The 17,859-nt window shown below is 65.0% G+C and carries 19 protein-coding genes; 7 read left to right on the top strand and 12 right to left on the bottom strand.

What is annotated here, in order from left to right; all coding sequences use genetic code 11:
* Positions 1–130: 130 nt before the first annotated feature.
* Positions 131–568, bottom strand: coding sequence for an Hsp20/alpha crystallin family protein (locus AC731_RS10895; RefSeq protein WP_004261107.1), 438 nt, complete (start codon positions 566–568; stop codon positions 131–133).
* Between the two features lie 139 nt (positions 569–707).
* Here AC731_RS10895 and AC731_RS19585 point away from each other — a divergent pair, with 139 nt between their 5' ends.
* Positions 708–932, top strand: a complete 225-nt coding sequence (locus AC731_RS19585; protein WP_082794307.1) for a cysteine-rich CWC family protein — start codon at positions 708–710, stop codon at positions 930–932.
* Here the strand turns inward: AC731_RS19585 and AC731_RS10890 are convergent.
* The 10 genes from AC731_RS10890 to AC731_RS10845 all read right to left on the bottom strand — a co-directional run bounded on the left by AC731_RS10890 (position 898) and on the right by AC731_RS10845 (position 11,194).
* Positions 898–1,266: a barstar family protein gene (locus AC731_RS10890; RefSeq protein ID WP_048706005.1), complete on the bottom strand. Its 369-nt coding sequence runs from the start codon at positions 1,264–1,266 to the stop codon at positions 898–900. The genes AC731_RS19585 and AC731_RS10890 overlap by 35 nt on opposite strands.
* A complete protein-coding gene (locus AC731_RS10885) occupies positions 1,263–1,619 on the bottom strand; it encodes a guanyl-specific ribonuclease (RefSeq protein WP_048706004.1) in 357 nt (118 codons plus the stop codon). The genes AC731_RS10890 and AC731_RS10885 overlap by 4 nt, the downstream gene beginning before the upstream one ends.
* 18 nt (positions 1,620–1,637) lie before the next feature.
* The gene (locus tag AC731_RS10880; protein WP_048706002.1) at positions 1,638–3,287 is read right to left on the bottom strand and encodes a response regulator; all 1,650 of its coding nucleotides are present in this window, start codon (positions 3,285–3,287) and stop codon (positions 1,638–1,640) included.
* A gap of 182 nt (positions 3,288–3,469) precedes the next feature.
* A complete protein-coding gene (gene aspS, locus AC731_RS10875; protein ID WP_048706000.1) occupies positions 3,470–5,269 on the bottom strand; it encodes an aspartate--tRNA ligase in 1,800 nt (599 codons plus the stop codon).
* Between the two features lie 68 nt (positions 5,270–5,337).
* Entirely contained in the window at positions 5,338–5,961 is a 624-nt protein-coding gene (locus tag AC731_RS10870; RefSeq protein WP_038011779.1) for a DUF502 domain-containing protein, read from the bottom strand.
* A 57-nt stretch (positions 5,962–6,018) separates the two neighbouring features.
* On the bottom strand, positions 6,019–6,282 hold the full coding sequence (locus AC731_RS10865; protein ID WP_048705998.1) for an FmdB family zinc ribbon protein: 264 nt from the start codon (positions 6,280–6,282) through the stop codon (positions 6,019–6,021).
* 146 nt (positions 6,283–6,428) lie between these two features.
* A complete protein-coding gene (locus AC731_RS10860) occupies positions 6,429–7,280 on the bottom strand; it encodes a prepilin peptidase (RefSeq protein ID WP_048705996.1) in 852 nt (283 codons plus the stop codon).
* Between the two features lie 3 nt (positions 7,281–7,283).
* Positions 7,284–8,513, bottom strand: a complete 1,230-nt coding sequence (locus AC731_RS10855; protein ID WP_038011757.1) for a type II secretion system F family protein — start codon at positions 8,511–8,513, stop codon at positions 7,284–7,286.
* A 20-nt stretch (positions 8,514–8,533) separates the two neighbouring features.
* Positions 8,534–10,246, bottom strand: coding sequence for a type IV-A pilus assembly ATPase PilB (gene pilB / locus AC731_RS10850; RefSeq protein ID WP_048705994.1), 1,713 nt, complete (start codon positions 10,244–10,246; stop codon positions 8,534–8,536).
* Between the two features lie 117 nt (positions 10,247–10,363).
* Positions 10,364–11,194, bottom strand: coding sequence for a cytochrome C assembly family protein (locus tag AC731_RS10845; protein ID WP_038011754.1), 831 nt, complete (start codon positions 11,192–11,194; stop codon positions 10,364–10,366).
* A gap of 51 nt (positions 11,195–11,245) precedes the next feature.
* Between AC731_RS10845 and ffh the strand changes: the two genes are divergently transcribed.
* From ffh to gloA, 5 genes are read left to right on the top strand one after another with little or no spacing between them, the layout of a single operon-like run.
* Positions 11,246–12,616, top strand: a complete 1,371-nt coding sequence (ffh, locus tag AC731_RS10840; protein WP_004261078.1) for a signal recognition particle protein — start codon at positions 11,246–11,248, stop codon at positions 12,614–12,616.
* A 13-nt stretch (positions 12,617–12,629) separates the two neighbouring features.
* Complete coding sequence (locus tag AC731_RS10835) at positions 12,630–13,406, top strand: EI24 domain-containing protein (RefSeq protein WP_048705991.1); 777 nt, start codon at positions 12,630–12,632, stop codon at positions 13,404–13,406.
* Complete coding sequence (locus AC731_RS10830) at positions 13,403–14,152, top strand: competence/damage-inducible protein A (RefSeq protein ID WP_048705988.1); 750 nt, start codon at positions 13,403–13,405, stop codon at positions 14,150–14,152. Before AC731_RS10835 ends, AC731_RS10830 begins: the two co-directional genes overlap by 4 nt.
* Complete coding sequence (locus AC731_RS10825) at positions 14,149–14,931, top strand: M48 family metallopeptidase (RefSeq protein ID WP_004261067.1); 783 nt, start codon at positions 14,149–14,151, stop codon at positions 14,929–14,931. Before AC731_RS10830 ends, AC731_RS10825 begins: the two co-directional genes overlap by 4 nt.
* 44 nt (positions 14,932–14,975) lie before the next feature.
* Positions 14,976–15,365, top strand: coding sequence for a lactoylglutathione lyase (gene gloA / locus AC731_RS10820; RefSeq protein ID WP_004261063.1), 390 nt, complete (start codon positions 14,976–14,978; stop codon positions 15,363–15,365).
* A gap of 65 nt (positions 15,366–15,430) precedes the next feature.
* Here gloA and AC731_RS10815 read toward each other — a convergent pair whose 3' ends face one another.
* Positions 15,431–16,675, bottom strand: coding sequence for a nitronate monooxygenase (locus AC731_RS10815; protein WP_048705986.1), 1,245 nt, complete (start codon positions 16,673–16,675; stop codon positions 15,431–15,433).
* A 143-nt stretch (positions 16,676–16,818) separates the two neighbouring features.
* On the opposite strand from AC731_RS10815, the gene acuI reads away from it, so the two are divergent.
* Positions 16,819–17,802, top strand: a complete 984-nt coding sequence (gene acuI, locus AC731_RS10810; RefSeq protein ID WP_048705984.1) for an acrylyl-CoA reductase (NADPH) — start codon at positions 16,819–16,821, stop codon at positions 17,800–17,802.
* Positions 17,803–17,859: the final 57 nt, after the last annotated feature.

Raw genomic sequence — 17,859 nt, 5'->3', positions numbered from 1 at the left:
CTGCGGGCGTCCCGGTTGTGGGCGTGTTGCCGGCCCGATTCTGTCACCACACATGTTACGGCCCGCCGCGCATGAAAAAGCCCGCAGCCTGCAAGCAGGCATGCGGGCCGGCCGGCGTGGGGACTGCGGATCAGTCGATCGTCAGGCGCTTGGCCTGGGCCTCCGCCTTCTTCGGCAGGGAGAGTTCGAGCACACCGTCCTTGAACTTGGCGGCCGCCTTGGCTTCGTCGATTTCCTGACCGAGCTGGAAACTGCGCGACACCTTGCCGAAGTAGCGTTCGGTCCGCAGCACCTTCTCGCCTTCCTTCACTTCCTTTTCCTGCTTGCGTTCGGCGCTGATCGACACTACCGGGCCGTCGATATGGACGTGGATGTCTTCCTTCTTCATGCCGGGCAGTTCGGCATGGACCTCGTAGCCCTCGCTGGTCTCCTTGACGTCGACGCGCATCTGCGGGGCCTCCACGCCTGCATTGGCGAGGGGACCGCCGCCGAAGTCTACGGGACGTACGAAGAAGCCGCGGAAGAAGTCGTCCAGGGGGTCGGTACGACGGGTGAGATTGCTGCTCATGTCCTGATCTCCTCTTGTCCAAAGCCTGCCGGCAGGAATCCGGCCTCAGACAAAATATAGGTCCGGCCGACGAGGATTCAAGGGCGAGGCTGCATCCGTCCTATCATTCGGGCGGTGCATTCAAGGAAACCGATTCATCATGAACCCCTCAGTGCCAGACTCGACGCCGAGTAACCTCTGTCCGCGTTGCGGCGCGCGTTTCACCTGTGGCATGCGCGCGGGCGAGGCGGCCTGCTGGTGTGCGGCCTACCCGGCCGCTTTTGCCGTGCCAGCGCCGGAATCCGTACCCGAGACCGGCGCCTGTTACTGTCCGAGGTGTCTCGCCGAGCTTATCGAGGCGCGTCGTGCGGCGGGCGGGCGCTAGCGGAAGGGGCGTCGTCTTCCATGACCTCGACGCTGAACGCGATGCCGGCCTCAGCCCAGCAGCGCGTCGTGTCGTCAAGGATGTCGAATGTGGTGGCCAGCACGTCGGGGTGCGTCGTGCGCAGGGTCGAGGAGTTGCACAGGACCACGCGGTAGGCCGGTGCGGGCAGCCACGACAGGTCCGTGAGGCAGTCGGCCAGGGCGTCCCAGTTGTGTCCGAACCAGTCCGGAAAGCGGAAGGCCTCGGCGAAACGCCTGAGCAGTCCAGCCTTGTCCGTGCAGTCGGCGAGTTCGACGCGCACGTCCAAAGGTGAGTCGGAAGGAGAGGGAATCATGGGCGCGGCTCCACCTGGCGGAAGCTCCGGTAGTGGTCGTGGGTGTAGTAGAAGACCTCGGGCGGATTGCCGCCGGTGACGATGCGGCGTGCGCCGCGGTCGCGTGAGCCGGGCGTCGGCACCGTGAATTCGCGGTAGTAGCCGCGCGGTTTCTGTGGCAGCAGGCCCTCACGGTTCTGGAACACGGTGCCGTCCTTGCGGTAGGGGAAGGGGCCGCCCTTCTGGATCAGGCTGATGGTCTCGACCGCCTCCTGCGGCAGGCCGGCGAGCGTGTCGCGGTCCGGGCCGGTCGGCGTGCAGCCTGCAAGCAGGACGAGGAGGAGCGCGAGGCGGAGCAGCAGCGTGCGGAACATTGCAGCAGTCGGCGGTGTTCAGAAGGTTCGTGCCGGGCGGCCCAAGACCTTTTCCGGCCGGATGCCGTAGCGCTTGATGAGCGCGTGCATGAACTCGGTGATCGCAGCCAGCCGTGGATTGGCGGGGGACAGGCGCTGGGCGCGCTGGATGAGGCCGCGCGCCTGGGTGGCGAAGGCATCGTTCCAACCGCGGTTCTCGATGTGGCGCAGCAGTGCGAGGGCGGCGTTGAACAGCACATGGGGATTGCCCGGCAGCTTGCGCGCCGCGCTCATCATCTCGGCCACGGCGCCGTCGAAGTCGCCTGCGCGTGCTTTCTCCGCGCCCGTGGTGACGAGCGACTTGACCTCGGTCTGGATGCGCGCCTCGATCTCCTGTGACAGGTGCCCGAGTCCGCGCTGGTCGAGTACCGCGCGCGTGGTCTCGATGGTGCGTTCGTCGGCCGAGCTGCGCAACAGGTCGGTGACGAGTTCGCTGGCCTGCTCCTGCATGTCCTGGTCGAAGCAGGCCCTGATCAGGTCCTGCCGCAGCCCGACCGACAGCTCGCGCACGGTGCCGCCGGCTAGCGCTGCGGCCTTCAGCGCAGCCTGCGCTCGAGCGCGATCGTTGTTGTGGGCATGCACCAGCGCCGTGCACACGGCCTTGCAGACCTCACCCTTGGGTTGTCGTCCCATGCTGCGGTCGAGGTCTGCGATGGTGCCTTGGGCATCCTGCACCTTGGCTTGGGCAAGCTGTGCCTGGACGAGGCGGACGTGGTCCTCCGGATCGCGGAATTCGGAGTACTTGCCCTTGCGGACAACCTCTGCAAGCGCCTCTTCCGCGCCCGCCGGATTTCCGATGGCGAGTGACAGCGTGCCGAGGTGCCGCAGGCGCGCGACGCGGTGCGGCGACTTCTCCGCGGCAGCGTTCAGGGTGGCGCAGGCCTCGTCCGGACGACCGGTTTCTTCGCGGAGCTGGGCGAGCAGTTCGTAGGCGGCGATGAAGCGGTCATGGCGCGCAATCAGGCCTGTCAGGATGTCCTCGGCCTCGACGTAGCGCTTCTTGAGTACCAGCAGTCGGGCAAGTCCGAGTTCGGCCCATGGGATGCTGCGCGAGCCGAGGATCTCGCGATAGAGCGACTCGGCTTCGTCGAGCTGGCCGATGCTGGCGTGCAACTGCGCCTGCAGTCGCAGCAGGTCAGTGAGGTGTTGCGGGTTCTCGTCGCGTGCGATGCGGCAGTACTCGATGGCACCAACCGGATCGCCAAGTCGCATCAACTGCCATGCCGGCAGGAAGATGTCGCGTTTCTGGAAGGCTCGCAGCAGCCGCACGCGCAGCGTCTCGGCGTTGAGCGGCTTGAGGATGTAGTCGTTGGGGGAGAGCTCGCACGCGCTGGTGACGCGTTCGTAATTGCGTTCGCCGGTGATCATGACGAACACGGTGTCGAGCGGGATGATGCCGTGGGCGTGCAGGTCCTCGAGCAGGTGCTGGCCGTCCTGGCCTTCGCCGAGGTTGTATTCGCACAGGATCAGGTCGTAGCGATGTTCGCGCAGCCGCTTCATCGCGGCCGTTGCGGAAACCGCGTACTGGGCGTTCTCGATGCCGATCGACGACAGCATCGTGCGCAGCTGCGCACGCATGTTGGGCTGGCTTTCGACGACGAGGACTTCGAGCTCGTTCGGCAGGAGCATCTGTAATGGCGCCATGTGCACGCAGGGGCGTGCTTCAGGAGAAGATTACGGCATCCCTGTCGAAATCTGAAAGGGCGGTGTTCGGTCGGTCGTCGACGCAAACGGAGACGGGCTCCACGACGCCGGGCATCCTCAGGGGATACAGGGCGCGGTGGAGCCCGCTGGGGGGCTGTGCGGCAAGCTCAGGTCTTGCCGACTTCGACCTGGGTTTCGACCTTCTGGCGCAGGCGGATGTGCAGTTCGCGCAGCTGCTTTTCATCCACTTCGCCCGGGGCGTTGGTCAGCAGGCACTGCGCACGCTGGGTCTTGGGGAAGGCAATGACGTCGCGGATCGACTCGGCACCGGTCATCATGGTGACGATGCGGTCGAGGCCGAAAGCCAGGCCGCCGTGCGGCGGGGCGCCATACTTCAGTGCGTCGAGCAGGAAGCCGAACTTCACCTGCTGCTCCTCGGGGCCGATGTTGAGCGCGTCGAACACCTTGGCCTGCACGTCGGCGCGGTGGATACGCACCGAGCCGCCGCCGATTTCCCAGCCGTTCAGTGCCAGATCGTACGCCTTGGCGAGGCACTCGCCCGGGTTGGTCGTCAGCAGGTCGAGGTGTTCGTCCTTCGGGCTGGTGAAGGGGTGGTGGCAGGCGACCCAGCGCTTGTCGTCCTCGTCGTACTCGAACATCGGGAAGTCGACCACCCACAGCGGGCACCATGCCTCGCCCGTAACATAGCCCTTCTCGTGGCCGAGCTTGATGCGCAGTGCGCCCATGGCGTCGTTGACCACCTTGGTCTTGTCGGCGCCGAAGAAGATCAGGTCGCCCGATTGCGCGCCGGTGCGCTCGAGGATGGTGCGCAGCGCCGTCTCGTGCAGGTTCTTGACGATCGGCGACTGCAGGCCCTGTTCGTTGGGCTGGGTGACGTCGTTGACCTTGATGTAGGCCAGGCCCTTGGCGCCGTAGATGCCGACGAACTTGGTGTACTCGTCGATCTCGCCGCGGGTCAGGCTGTTGCCGCCGGGCACGCGCATCGCGGCGACCCGGCCGCCCGAGGTGGCGGGGCCGCTGAAGACCTTGAAGGCGACGTCCTGCACAGCGTCGGTGACGTCGGTGAGTTCCAGCGTGACGCGCAGGTCGGGTTTGTCCGAGCCGTAACGGCGCATCGCCTCGGCGTAGGTCATGCGCGGGAAGGGCGCGGGCAGCTCGACCGCCATCGCCTCCTTGAACACGAAGCGGATCATCTCCTCGACCAGCGCGGTGATCTCGTGCTCGTTCATGAACGAGGTCTCGAGGTCGACCTGGGTGAACTCGGGCTGGCGGTCGGCGCGCAGGTCCTCGTCGCGGAAGCACTTGACGATCTGGTAGTAGCGGTCGTAGCCGGCGACCATCAGCAACTGCTTGAAGAGCTGGGGCGACTGAGGCAGGGCGAAGAACTGGCCCGGGTGCACGCGTGAGGGTACCAGGTAGTCGCGTGCGCCTTCAGGTGTGCTCTTGGTCAGCATCGGCGTCTCGACGTCGATGAAGCCGGCGCCGTCGAGGAAGCGGCGGAAGGCCATCGTGGTCTTGTAGCGCAGCATCAGGTTCTTCTGCATCTGCGGGCGGCGCAGGTCGATGACGCGGTTGGTCAGACGCACCGTCTCGGACAGGTTCTCGTCATCCACCTGGAACGGGGGCGTCGCCGCCGCGTTCAGCACCTCGATCTCGTGGCACAGGATCTCGATCTCGCCGGACGTCAGGTTGGCGTTCTCGGTCCCCGCCGGGCGGCGGCGGACCTTGCCGCTCATCTTCAGGACGAACTCGCTGCGCACCGACTCGGCGAGCCTGAACATCTCGGCACGGTCGGGGTCGCATACGACCTGAACCAGGCCTTCACGGTCGCGCAGGTCGATGAAGATCACGCCGCCGTGGTCGCGGCGACGATGTACCCAGCCACAAATGGTGACGATCTGGTCGAGGTCGGCGGCGGTGACTTGTCCGCAATAGTGAGTTCGCATGTCAGGGTTCCGGCAGGTCTGGTGGGCGACGACGATACGCCGCGCTTCGGTCTTGAAAGTGGGCTGGCTTATTCGTTTAGCAGCGCCGGGCGCTCGGCACGGCGGCTGGGGGGCGCGACGACGCCCATCGAAATGATGTACTTCAACGCTTCGTCGACGCTCATGTCGAGCTCGATCACGTCGTCCCGCGGCATCATCAGAAAGAAGCCGGAGGTCGGGTTGGGCGTGGTCGGAACATAGACACTGACGTAGTCGCCGGCGAGGTGGTGGGCGGCGTCTCCGCCGGGCTTGCCGGTGAGGAAGGCGATGGTCCACGCGCCCTGGCGCGGGTATTGCACGAGCAGGGCCTTGCGGAAGGCCTGGCCGCTGCTCGAGAACAAGGTGTCCGATACCTGCTTGACACTGTAGTAGATCGACTTCACCACCGGGATGCGGGCGAGGACGGCCTCCCAGAGGGCAACGATCTTCTGGCCGAGCACGTTCGCGGCCACGAGACCGGTCGCCAGCACGATGGCCAGGGCCATCAGCACGCCAATGCCCGGGATGTTGAATCCGAGAACGGTCTGCGGCTGTGCGCCATTGGGCAGCCAGAGCAGGATCTGATCGAGCGTGTTGACGATCCACGCGAGCACCATGAAGGTGATCGCCAGCGGAATCCAGATCAGCAGGCCGGTGATGAAGTATTTCTTCACGGAATCTTCTTGCAGGGCCTGCACGGGGCAGGCCGGACGATGGCGCGTGCAGCGGCCTCAGTGACAGGCGCAGCCGCCGCCGGCGCAAGCGGGGGCGGACGATGGGCTGCTGTCGGTAGAGGGCGAAGAGGCGGTGCTGCCACCCTTGAAGTCGGTGGCGTACCAGCCGGTGCCCTTCAGCTGGAAGCCGGCGGCCGACAGCAGTTTGGCGTAGCCGGTGGCACCGCAGGACGGGCAGGACGACAGGGGTTCATCGCTCATTTTCTGCAGGTGTTCCTTCTGGAAACCGCAGCTCGGGCAACGATATTCGTAGATGGGCATGACAAGCTCCCGAAAACAAGTGCGCAAGTCTAACGCAATGCAGCATAAGGAAAAAGGCGCGTACCCAGACGGCGCGCCCCAAGCATATATGGGGCTGAGCCCAATCGAGTTCAAGCCGGCGGTGCCTGGCCTGCAAGGCTGACGCGTCAGAGCAGACCGAGGTAGCGGGACGTCAGGGTCTCGCCCCAGAACAGGGCGATGATGCCCGCTGCGGCCAGGTAGGGGCCAAAGGGGATCGGCACGTTGCGACCGTGGCGGGCAAGGACGATGAGGGTGATGCCGACGACCGCGCCGACGAGCGACGAGAGCAGGATCGTCAGCGGCAGCAGCGACCAGCCCAGCCAGGCGCCAATGGCTGCCAGCAGCTTGAAGTCGCCATAGCCCATGCCTTCCTTGCCGGTGACGAGCTTGAACAGCCAATACACTGACCACAACGCAAGATACCCTGCCATGGCGCCGATCACTGCACTGGGCAGATCGGTAAAGGTGTCGCCCAGGTTGAAGAGCAGGCCAAGCCAAAGCAGAGGAAGCGTCAGATCGTCGGGCAGCAGCTGCGTATCGATGTCGATGAAGGCCAGCGCCACCATCGTCCAGATGAACAGCAGGGCGCCGGCAGCCGCGAGCCCGAAACCGAAATGCCAGGCAGCGTAGCCCGAGAGCAGGGCGGTGAACGCCTCGACGATCGGGTAGCGCAGGCTGATCCGGGCGCCGCAGTGGCCGCAGCGCCCCCGCAGCACGAGGTAGCTCAGGACCGGGATGTTCTCGAGCGCGCCGATGAGGTGCCCGCAGTGCGGGCAGCGCGACCGCGGCGTCGCGAGATTGAAGCGCTCGGTCGGCTGGACCTCCTCGCCCCTCAACTCGGCAGCTTGTACATGCCAGTCACGCTCCATCATCCTTGGCAGGCGGTGGATCACGACGTTCAGGAAGCTGCCGACGAACAATCCCAGCAGGGCGCCCACGCCGGTGAAGGCGAGCGGGTCTTGCAAGAGCGCCAGCATGAATCAGACGATCGAGCCGAGCTTGAAGATCGGAAGATACATCGCGATCACCAGGCCGCCGATAACGGTGCCGAGGAAGACCATGATGATCGGCTCGAGCAGCTGCGACAGCCCGGATACGGCCTCGTCGACTTCCTGCTCGAAGAAGTCCGCCACCTTGCCGAGCATGGCATCCAGCTGACCGGACTCCTCGCCGATCGACACCATCTGCACCACCATGGTCGGGAACACGTTGGCGTTCTGCATGGCGACGGTCAGGCTCGTGCCGGTGCTCACGTCGCTCTGGATCTGGCGGGTCGCAGTCAGATAGATGTGGTTGCCGGAGGCGCCGCCGACCGAATCCAGCGCTTCGACAAGGGGGACGCCGGCTGCGAACATGGTCGACAGCGTACGGGTCCAGCGTGCCACCGTCGCCTTGCGGATGATGTCGCCGACGACGGGCAGCTTGAGTACGAGGCGATCGATCGCGATCTGCATGGCGACGGAGCGTTTGTAGATCCAGCTGATGGCCATGATCGCGACAATGGGGATGCCGAGCACGATGTACCAGAACTCGACAAAGAAGTCGGAAATTCCGATGACGATCATGGTCGGCGCCGGCAGTTCGGCTCCGAACCCGGAGAAGACACTCTTGAACTCGGGAATGACGAACAGCATCATCACCGAGATCACCAGTGCGGCCACCACGACGACCGCGATCGGATAGAACAGCGCCGACTTGATCTTGCCCTTTATGGCAAGGATCTTTTCCTTGTAGGTGGCGATCCGGTCCAGCAGGCTGTCCAGGATGCCGGCCTGTTCGCCGGCGGCGACCAGGTTGGTGAACAGACGATCGAAATGCACGGGGTGCTTGGCGAAGGCCTGCGACAGGCTCGAGCCGGTTTCGACGTCGTTCCGGACTTCGTTCAGCAGGCGTGCCAGCGCAGGGTTGCCAGAACCCTTGATGCCGATGTCGAAGGCCTGAAGCAGCGGCACGCCGGATTTCATCATTGTCGCCAGCTGGCGGGTGAAGAGCGCGATGTCCTTCTCGCTGATCTTGCCGCCACGCGACAGCTTCTGTTTCTTGACCTTGGTGACCAGGATGCCCTGGCGGCGGAGCATGGCCTTGACGACCGCGTCACCGGAAGCCCTGATCTCGCCGCGCACGATCTTGCCGGACTTGTCCTTGCCTTCCCAGTTGTACAGATCCTCCTGGGGGCCTGCGGGGCGCATTGCGCGGCTAGCCGTTGCCATGTGATCGAGCTTCCTTTGCCTTATTCGTTGGTTGTCGCCAGCACTTCCTCTAGCGAGGTCACGCCTTGTTTGACCTTGAGCAGGCCGGACTTGCGCAGGTCGCGCACGCCCTCGCTTTCTGCCTGGGCGGCAATGTCCATCGAATTGCCACCGGTCATTATGATATGCGCAATCTCTTCCGTAATAGGCATCACCTGGTAAATACCCACGCGGCCCTTGTACCCGCTGCCCTTGCAGCGGTCGCAGCCGCCGGGCGCGTAGGGCTGCCAGCTGCCATCGAGTTCATCCGGGCTGAAGCCCGCCTCGAGCAGGGCTTCGAGCGGTATGTCGGCCGGCTTCTTGCACGAGCATAACCGGCGCGCCAGACGCTGGGCCGTGATCAGTATCACCGATGACGCGATGTTGAACGGCGCGACACCCATGTTCTTGAGGCGCTCGAGGGTGGTCGGTGCGTCGTTGGTGTGCAGGGTCGACAGCACCAGGTGGCCCGTCTGCGCCGCCTTGACCGAGATCTCGGCCGTGTCGAGGTCGCGGATTTCACCCACCATGATCACGTCCGGATCCTGGCGCAGGAAGGCACGCAGCGCCGCCGAGAAGGTGAGGCCGGCCTTTTCGTTGACGTTGACCTGGTTGATGCCGGGCAGGTTGATTTCGGCCGGATCTTCCGCGGTCGAGATATTGACGCCCGCCTTGTTGAGGATATTGAGGCAGGTGTAGAGCGACACCGTCTTGCCGGAGCCGGTCGGGCCGGTGACCAGGATCATGCCGTAGGGGCGCTCGACCGCTTCCATCAGCGCCTTGCGCTGGTCAGGCTCGTAACCCAGGGCATCGATACCGAGCATCGCCGAACTCGGGTCGAGAATACGCATCACGATCTTCTCGCCGTGCAGGGTCGGAAGCGTCGAGACACGGAAGTCGATCGCCTTGTTCTTCGACAGCACGAGCTTCATGCGTCCGTCTTGCGGGACACGTTTCTCCGAAATGTCGAGGCGCGAGATGACCTTGATCCGTGCGGCGATCTTTTCCTTCAGTACCAGCGGCGGCTGCGCGATCTCACGCAGCACGCCGTCGGTCCGTACCCGGATGCGGTAATACTTCTCGTAAGGTTCGAAGTGGATGTCGGACGCACCTTCATTGATCGCGTCGATCAGCACCTTCTGGATGAACTTGACCACCGGAGCGTCGTCGACGTCGCTGGTGTCCTCTTCCTTGTGCTCCGAAGGCGCCTCTTCCTTGAGCAGGTCCATGTCGAACTCGTCGCCCGTCAGCTCCTTCAGGGTCTGCTCGGTCGACTCGTTCTGTGCATCGGCAACGCGCTTGAGCTTGTCGGCCTCGGCGATCACGAGGTCGAGCTGCATGCCGGTCTGGAAGCGGATCTCGTCCAGCGCGCGCATGTTGGAGGGATCGGCGATGGCAAGCGTGACACGGTTCTGGCGCTTGGCGAGCGCGAGCGCCTGGTGCTTGTGCATCAGCTTGCGGTCGACCGCATCGCTGGCGAACATCGACTTGTCGAATGCGGCGATGTCGAGCAGGGGGTAGCCGAAAGTGTCGGCCGCAAAACGTGCGATGGCCGCCGTCGACATCAGGCCGCGTGCCGCGACCTCCAGGATGAATGCATTGGTGCCGTCGCTGGCCTGCGCGGTACACGCGAGTGCGTCTGCTTCGGACAGCCGTCCATGCTGGATGAGGGCCCGAGCGAAACCGCTCAGGGCAGGTTGGGGATTCGCCGCCATGCCTTGCCTTGGACTGAAGTGCGTCGATGTTGCCCGCCGCGTAAAACCTTGTAAAGACCTTGCCGGCCGCCGGTCATATTCATGACGCCGGCGGTGTGGGCAAGTACCCTTCCGGCATCAGCCTACGCGCTGCAGGACGACCTCGATGACGAATCGGCTGCCAACGTAGGCCAGCATCAGTGCGATGAAGCCTGCAAGCGTCCAGCGCAGTGCGACGCGGCCTCGCCAGCCCCACAGGTGGCGCCCGACGAGGAGGGCGCCGAAAAGCAGCCAGGAAATGAATGCGAAGAGCGTCTTGTGCTCGAGGCGGAAAGCTTGACCGAACAGGGTTTCGGAGAACGCCACGCCACTGATCAGGGTCATAGTCAGCAGGATGAAGGCGATGCCGATGAGGCGGAACAGCAGCGCTTCCATGGTCAGCAAGGGCGGCAGGCCGGCCAGCAGACGGCTGAAGCGCGCATTGTGCAACTGGCGGCCTGCCACCGACATGAGCATTGCATGCAGCGCAGCGAGGGTGAACAGGCTGTACGCCAGCATGGCGATGACGAAGTGGGCGCGGAAGGCAGGCGACGTTGCGTTGGCGAGCACGTGTTCGCCGGGGAAGAACAGCGGCAGCAGGCTGGCGAGCGCGCCGGCAGGCATCACGACTGCATGCAGCCCTTCGAGACGGGTATAGAGGGTTTCCACCCAGTAGAAGCAAATCGCCAGCCAGACCATCAGAGATACCGCCACCCCGAACCCGAAGCGCATCTGGTCGGCGGGGAAGATGGACGCATGCAGCGCGATGCCGTGCGCGAGCATGGCAACGAGCAGGACGAGGCGCTCCCGCCTGGCCATGCAGTTCGCCCGTGTCGCGCCTGCGGGGCGCGCGATGCAACTGCGCCAGAAGGCTACGCCGAGTGCGGCGTAAAGCGAGGCGGGAAGCAGATGAAGTAGAATTGTGCGCATACAGAACAGAAGTTTACTCCAAGTCATCACCCGACGAAGGCTCTCTCGCACATGCTCGATAATCTCACCCAGCGCCTGTCGAAGGTCGTCAAGACCTTGCGCGGTCAGGCGCGCCTGACGGAAGACAATATCCAGGAGGCGATGCGCGAGGTGCGCATGGCGCTGCTGGAGGCTGACGTTGCCTTGCCGGTGGTGAAGGATTTCATCGCCAGGGTCAAGGAGAAGGCCGTCGGCCAGGAGGTCATTGGCTCGCTGACCCCGGGACAGGCGCTGGTCGGCGTGGTGCACGACGAACTGCGAAACCTGATGGGCACGGTCCATGAGGGACTGAACCTCGCCACCCAGCCGCCGGCCGTCGTGCTGATGGCCGGCCTGCAGGGCGCGGGCAAGACCACCACCACGGGCAAGCTCGCCAAACTGCTGCACGAGCAGCAGAAGAAGAAGGTACTGGTGGTCTCGACCGACGTGTATCGGCCGGCGGCAATCGAGCAGTTGAAGACGGTGGCGGCGCAGGCGGGCGTGGAGTTCTTCCCGTCCGCAGTCGGTCAGCAGCCGGTCGATATCGCGCGGGCGGCGCTGGACTATGCGCGGAAGCACCACGTCGATGTGCTGCTGGTCGACACCGCGGGCCGTCTTGCCATCGACGAAGCGATGATGGCCGAGATCAAGAACCTGCACGCCGCGGTGGCGCCGATCGAGACCCTGTTCGTGGTCGATGCGATGCTGGGTCAGGATGCGGTGAATACGGCGCGTGCCTTCAATGACGCACTGCCGCTGACCGGCGTGGTGCTGACCAAGCTCGACGGCGACTCGCGCGGCGGTGCGGCGCTGTCTGTGCGTCATGTCACCGGAAAACCGCTGAAGTTCGCCGGTGTCGGCGAGAAGCTGTCCGGGCTCGAGCCCTTCCACCCCGACCGCATGGCCAGCCGCATCCTGGGCATGGGTGACATTCTGGGCCTGGTGGAGGAGGCGCGTCGGGGGGTCGATGAGGAGAAGGCGCGGGTTTTCGCGCAGAAGCTCAAGAGTGGCAAGGGCTTCGACCTCAACGACTTCAAGGAGCAGATTGCCCAGATGCGCAAGATGGGTGGCCTCGCGTCGATGATGGACAAGCTGCCGGCCCAGTTTGCCCAGGCGGCCGGCCAGCTGCAGGGGGGCGCCGAAGAGAAGGCCATCGGCCGCATCGAGGGCATCATCAACTCGATGACGCCGCTCGAGCGTGCCAAGCCCGAACTCCTGAAGGCCAGCCGCAAGCGGCGGATTGCCGCCGGCGCGGGCGTGACCGTGCAGGAAGTCAATCGCCTGCTGAACCAGTTCGAGCAGACGCAGAAGGTCATGAAGCAGTTCTCGAAGGGGGGCATGCACAAGATGATGCGTGCGATGAAGGGCATGATGCCGGGCGGCCTGCCCGGCATGCCGCGTTGAGCTTGCGCCCGCGATGAAGGACATCCTCGTTGCCTTTGGTCGTGCCACGCGAAGTCTTTTCCGCCGCGACATCTTCTGGCATCTGGTATGGCCAGGTCTGGTGTCGATGTTGGTGTGGACAGTCGTCGCCATCGTGGCTTGGGTGCCGGTCACCGACTGGATCTTCGCCTGGGTAGGGGGATGGAGTTTCGTCGGCAGTTGGATTTCGACGTCGGACGCCGCTGCCGCGGTTACCCTGGTGCTGATCAAGATCGCCGTTGCGCTGGCTTTCGTGCCCCTGGTCTACGTCACGGCTGCGCTCATCGTCGCGGCGATTGCGCTGCCACTGATGCTCGAACGGGTGGGGCGGAGTGATTATGCGGACCTGGTGCAGCGGCGTGGCGGATCGAACCTGGGCAGCGCGCTGAACTCGGTCGTGGCGGGCGTGCTCTTCATCGTTCTCCTGATCCTGTCACTGCCTTTCTGGTTGATCCCCGGCGTGGGCTTGCTTGCTTCGGTCGTGCTGACCGGCTGGCTGAACCAGCGCGCCTTCGGCTACGACGCACTTATGCTCCACGCCGATCCAGAGGAGCTGAACCGCCTGCGTCGCGACTGGCGTCCGCAGATGCTGCTGCTGGGCGGTGGTAGCGCACTGCTCGCCTACGTGCCGGTGGTCAATCTCGTCGCGCCAGCCTATGCGGGCCTGGCGTTCGTCCATTACCTCCTCGAGCGCCTGCGCCACGACCGTCAGGTGCGTGGCGTGACGCTGCTCGATGCCGAGCCTCGCAACCCTCCGCAGACGACCCAATGAACTTTGGTGCCCTGATCATCGGCGACGAGATCCTGTCCGGCCGCCGCAGCGACAAACATCTCGTCAAGCTCATCGAACTGCTGGGCGCACGCGGTCTCAAGCTCTCGTGGGCGCGATACTGCGGTGATGATTTTCGAAGCCTGACCGAGACCTTGCGCCAGACCTTCGCCACTGACGACGTTGTCTTCAGCTTCGGCGGCATCGGTGCCACGCCGGACGATCGGACGCGCGAGGCGGCCGGTGCGGCGCTCGGTCTCGAACTGGCGCTGCACCCCGAGGCAGAGGCCGAGATCCGGGCCCGCTTCGGTGACGAGATCACCCCCGAGCGCTTGCAGATGGGCGTCTACCCGGTCGGCAGCGAGATCATCCCGAACAGCTACAACCGCATCCCGGGTTTCTCCATCCAACAGCATTACTTCACGCCCGGCTTTCCGGTCATGGCGTGGCCGATGGTGGAATGGGTGCTCGACACGAAGTACGCGCACCTGCATCACGCCGAGGATTACGTCGAGCAGGCCATCACCGTATGGGATGCCTACGAAGGTCAGCTGATCGGACTGATGCGCCAGATTACGGCGGATTTTCCGGACACCACGCTCTTCAGCCTGCCCACGCTGGCGACCGAAGGGCAGCGCCGGTCGTTGGAGTTGGGCGTGAAGGGCAAGGCCGCGCGCGTGGCCGAGGCCATGGCGCGAATCCGGGCCGACATGGATGTGCGTGGCCTGGAGTGGCAGGAAAAGGCTTGAGCCTCGTGCGCAGGGCCGGGACGTCGGCGACCGAGGAGCCGCATCACGTCGACATCGGGGGCACGCGGATCCAGTTGGTGCTGCGGCGCTCGGCGCGACGTTCCTTCGCCTTGCAGGTCGACCATCGGGGCGCACGCGTATCCGTGCCCTTGCGTGCGCCGCTCGCCGAGGTCGAGCGTTTCGTGCGCGGGCACGGGGCGTGGTTGCTCGATCGCTTGCGGCGTTCGGCCGCCAGACCGCAGGCGCCGACGCTGGTGCCGGCCGACGGGGTGGAGCTGCCGCTGTTCGGTCGGCCCTTGCGCCTGCGGTACGTCGATGCGCGCCGCGCTCAATGGCGGCTTGCGGCGGATGGGGTCGAGGAACTGCATCTGCCGTCGGCAGTCGATGCCACGCTAGCGGTGCGCAAGGCCCTGCAGGCGCGCGCACTGGTCTGGTATCGCGGTCGGGTGGAGGAGTTCTGCCATCGCCTGGGCCTGCCGGTTCCACCGGTCCGGTTGTCGAGTGCCCGCACGCGCTGGGGAAGCTGCAGCAGCCTGTCGGGCATTCGCTTGCACTGGCGGCTGATCCATCTGGTGCCGGAGCTGATCGACTACGTGGTCGCGCATGAGGTTGCGCACCTGCGCGAGATGAACCACTCTCCGCGCTTCTGGGCTGTGGTGGAGTCGGTCTACCCGGCCTGGCGTGATGCGCGGGCACAGTTGCGGGCTGCTGCGCTGACCCTGCCGGTGATCGGTGCAGCCGAGGCGGCCGACACCGGTTTCATCGATTCGGAAGACTGAGGATTTGCCGGAGGCGGCGAATCGAACACTAAGGAAGACTGACCATGCGAATCCTTCACACCATGCTGCGTGTTGGCGATCTGGAGCGCTCGATCGCGTTCTACACCGAGGTGCTGGGCATGCGCCTGCTGCGCCGCCACGACTATCCGGACGGCAAGTTCACGCTGGCCTTCGTCGGCTATCAGGATGAACAGGACGGTGCCGTGCTGGAGCTGACCTACAACTGGGGCGTGGACAAGTACGAACTCGGCACCGCCTACGGGCACGTCGCGCTCGAGGTGCCGGACGCGAAGAAGGCCTGTGACGAGATCCGTGCGCGGGGCGGCAAGGTCGTGCGCGAGGCAGGGCCGATGAAGCATGGCACCACGGTGATCGCCTTCGTCGAGGACCCGGACGGCTACAAGGTCGAGCTGATCGAACGCCACACATTCTGAAGGCGTCCCCGCGCTACGGACGAAAAAAGGCGGCCCCGCGGGGCCGCCCTTTTGCTTTGCAGTGCTCAGGCCGGCAAAGCGATCTTGTTGTCGGTGCTGAACTGGTAGTCGCGGAAGATGTGCTCAGCCGACAGGATGCGGTAATCGCCGTTCTCCTCGCGCACCGTGGTGTCCTTGAGCCGATAGGTGTAGTGCCCACAGGTCCAGCAGTCGAAGTTGCGCATGTGGGTGCACAGGCAGGTCTTGTCGAACACCTTGATCTTCTTGGCGTCCGGGTGCGCGGCCACCTCGCGGTTGTAGGCCTCGATGTACTGGCAGTTACCGCTGGCGTCGAGCAGATAGCCGTAGGCCTCGCAGTTGGGGCGGATGCCGCTGCCGATCGCCGGGCTGCTCTTGAGCATCCGCATCGGATAGCCGGTCGGTGAGATCTGGTTGACCTCGATCTCGTTCTCGCTGGCCTTGAAGTAATGCTGTTGCACTTCGGCGGGAAGGCCACATTCTGCGGCCACCGTGAAGCGTGTGGCGACCTGCACGGCTGCCGCACCCATTTCGAGGAAATTCACCGCGTCGGTGCCGGTGAAGATGCCGCCGGCCGGGATCAACGGGATGTCGAGTTGCTGTTCCTTCAGCCAGTCACGAATCTCGGCCACGATGGTGGCGAGGTCGTACTGCGCCCAGTCCAGGCCGAAGCCCAGGTGACCGCCGGCCAGTGGGCCTTCGACCACGACGTAGTCGGGCAGGCGACCGGTGCGGGCACTCTTCTTCAGGAAGAGCTGCAGCGCGCGCAGCGAACTGACGATGATGCCGAGCTTGACGTCGCGGAAGCGGGGATGGTTCTCGATGAGCGCGAATGAACCCAGGTGCAGGCCCGCGGCGAGCGTGATGCCGTCGATGCCATTGTCCATGGCTGCCCGCAGGCGCACCCGAAGCGTCTCCTTCGGGGCGTTCATGGTCAGCTTTTCCATGCAGTTGATGAACACCTGGCCCGAGCCGCGCTTGCGCTCCATCGTGCGGCTGACATGGGTGGCCGTGGCTTCGGCGATCAGCCCCAGGTCGAACTGCACCACCGATTTGTCGGTGTTGGCGACGTTGAACTTGTACTGCTGCAGCTTGTTCTTGACGTACTTGGTGTTGTAGCGACGGTCCGACACGGTCGGCAGCATTGCGTCCGAAATGTGCCCGACGCCGCCCAGGCGAGCAGCTTCCAGGGCGAGATCGGAGGTCGAGATATCGACACCCATGCCTCCGACCATGATCGGTACCAACTCGTGTGATCCGAGTTTCAGGCGAAAATCGTCAACGCGCTTCATCACTTCCAGTCCGTAAGTTCGGCAGTCCGCCATTATCACCCGAGACGGGGGCTTCGGCCCAGTCCCGTCTCGTGTCCCGCGCATCGGTTACCATCTTCCTGCCAATATTTACATGCGGCCCCGGGGCCACGGAGGAGGACACGATGTTCAATGCGGTCTTGATCGAGAAGGACGATGCCGGCTACCGCGCCAGCCTGCGCGAGCTGGACGATGCGGCGCTGCCCGAGGGTGACGTCACGGTGAAGGTCGAGTACTCGACCCTCAACTACAAGGACGGACTGGCGATCACCGGCAAGGGGCCGGTCGTGCGCAAGTTCCCGATGGTGCCGGGTATCGACCTCGCGGGCACGGTCGAGGCGAGCAGCCACCCGGGCATTGCGGTGGGCGATCGTGTGCTGCTCAACGGCTGGGGCGTGGGCGAGGGCCACTGGGGCGGCCTGGCGCAACGTGCGCGGCTCAAGGGCGAATGGCTCGTACCCCTGCCCGCGGCCTTCACGCCGCGGGAGGCGATGGCCATCGGCACGGCCGGTTACACCGCGATGCTGTGCGTCATGGCGCTCGAGCGCCAGGGCGTGACGCCCGACAAGGGCGAGGTGCTGGTGACCGGCGCGAACGGCGGTGTCGGCAGCGTCGCCGTGGCGGTGCTCGCGGGGCTCGGTTACACCGTCGTGGCGTCGACCGGGCGTCCTGACGAAGCGGATTACCTCAAGGCGCTCGGTGCGACCGAGATCCTCGATCGTGCCCAGTTCGCCGCGCCGGGCAAGCCGCTGGCACGCGAACGCTGGGCGGGGGCGGTCGACACCGTCGGCAGCCACACGCTCGCCAACGTATGCGCAAGCACCAGGTATCGCGGCACGGTCGCGGCCTGCGGCCTCGCGCAGGGCATGGACCTGCCGGCCACGGTCGCGCCTTTCATCCTGCGTGGCGTGACACTGGTGGGCATCGACAGCGTGATGGCGCCGCGCGAGGAACGCATCGAGGCCTGGAGCCGCCTCGCGCGCGACCTCGATCCCGCGAAGCTGGCATTGATGACCCGTGAAATCGGCTTGGGCGAGACCATCGACACCGCTGCTGCACTGCTCGAAGGCAAGGTGCGTGGTCGTGTCGTGGTCGACGTCAATCGCTGACGCAGTTCAGTTCCGTGGCGGCATGCTGCCCGCCGCCGCATATCGACATCACTGAGG

Origin of the sequence: Thauera humireducens (assembly GCF_001051995.2) — a bacterium.
In the GTDB taxonomy this organism is placed as follows: Bacteria; Pseudomonadota; Gammaproteobacteria; order Burkholderiales; family Rhodocyclaceae; genus Thauera; species Thauera humireducens.
This window is presented reverse-complemented; position numbering and strand designations above follow the sequence as displayed.

Excerpts from the sequence above, each read along its gene's own strand:
- AC731_RS10895 (WP_004261107.1), bottom strand. The coding sequence starts at position 568 with ATGAGCAGCAATCTCACCCGTCGTACCGACCCCCTGGACGACTTCTTC.
- AC731_RS19585 (WP_082794307.1), top strand. The coding sequence starts at position 708 with ATGAACCCCTCAGTGCCAGACTCGACGCCGAGTAACCTCTGTCCGCGT.
- AC731_RS10890 (WP_048706005.1), bottom strand. The coding sequence starts at position 1,266 with ATGATTCCCTCTCCTTCCGACTCACCTTTGGACGTGCGCGTCGAACTC.
- AC731_RS10885 (WP_048706004.1), bottom strand. The coding sequence starts at position 1,619 with ATGTTCCGCACGCTGCTGCTCCGCCTCGCGCTCCTCCTCGTCCTGCTT.
- AC731_RS10880 (WP_048706002.1), bottom strand. The coding sequence starts at position 3,287 with ATGCTCCTGCCGAACGAGCTCGAAGTCCTCGTCGTCGAAAGCCAGCCC.
- aspS (WP_048706000.1), bottom strand. The coding sequence starts at position 5,269 with ATGCGAACTCACTATTGCGGACAAGTCACCGCCGCCGACCTCGACCAG.
- AC731_RS10865 (WP_048705998.1), bottom strand. The coding sequence starts at position 6,282 with ATGCCCATCTACGAATATCGTTGCCCGAGCTGCGGTTTCCAGAAGGAA.
- AC731_RS10860 (WP_048705996.1), bottom strand. The coding sequence starts at position 7,280 with ATGCTGGCGCTCTTGCAAGACCCGCTCGCCTTCACCGGCGTGGGCGCC.
- AC731_RS10855 (WP_038011757.1), bottom strand. The coding sequence starts at position 8,513 with ATGGCAACGGCTAGCCGCGCAATGCGCCCCGCAGGCCCCCAGGAGGAT.
- pilB (WP_048705994.1), bottom strand. The coding sequence starts at position 10,246 with ATGGCGGCGAATCCCCAACCTGCCCTGAGCGGTTTCGCTCGGGCCCTC.
- AC731_RS10845 (WP_038011754.1), bottom strand. The coding sequence starts at position 11,194 with ATGCGCACAATTCTACTTCATCTGCTTCCCGCCTCGCTTTACGCCGCA.
- ffh (WP_004261078.1), top strand. The coding sequence starts at position 11,246 with ATGCTCGATAATCTCACCCAGCGCCTGTCGAAGGTCGTCAAGACCTTG.
- AC731_RS10835 (WP_048705991.1), top strand. The coding sequence starts at position 12,630 with ATGAAGGACATCCTCGTTGCCTTTGGTCGTGCCACGCGAAGTCTTTTC.
- AC731_RS10830 (WP_048705988.1), top strand. The coding sequence starts at position 13,403 with ATGAACTTTGGTGCCCTGATCATCGGCGACGAGATCCTGTCCGGCCGC.
- gloA (WP_004261063.1), top strand. The coding sequence starts at position 14,976 with ATGCGAATCCTTCACACCATGCTGCGTGTTGGCGATCTGGAGCGCTCG.
- AC731_RS10815 (WP_048705986.1), bottom strand. The coding sequence starts at position 16,675 with ATGAAGCGCGTTGACGATTTTCGCCTGAAACTCGGATCACACGAGTTG.
- acuI (WP_048705984.1), top strand. The coding sequence starts at position 16,819 with ATGTTCAATGCGGTCTTGATCGAGAAGGACGATGCCGGCTACCGCGCC.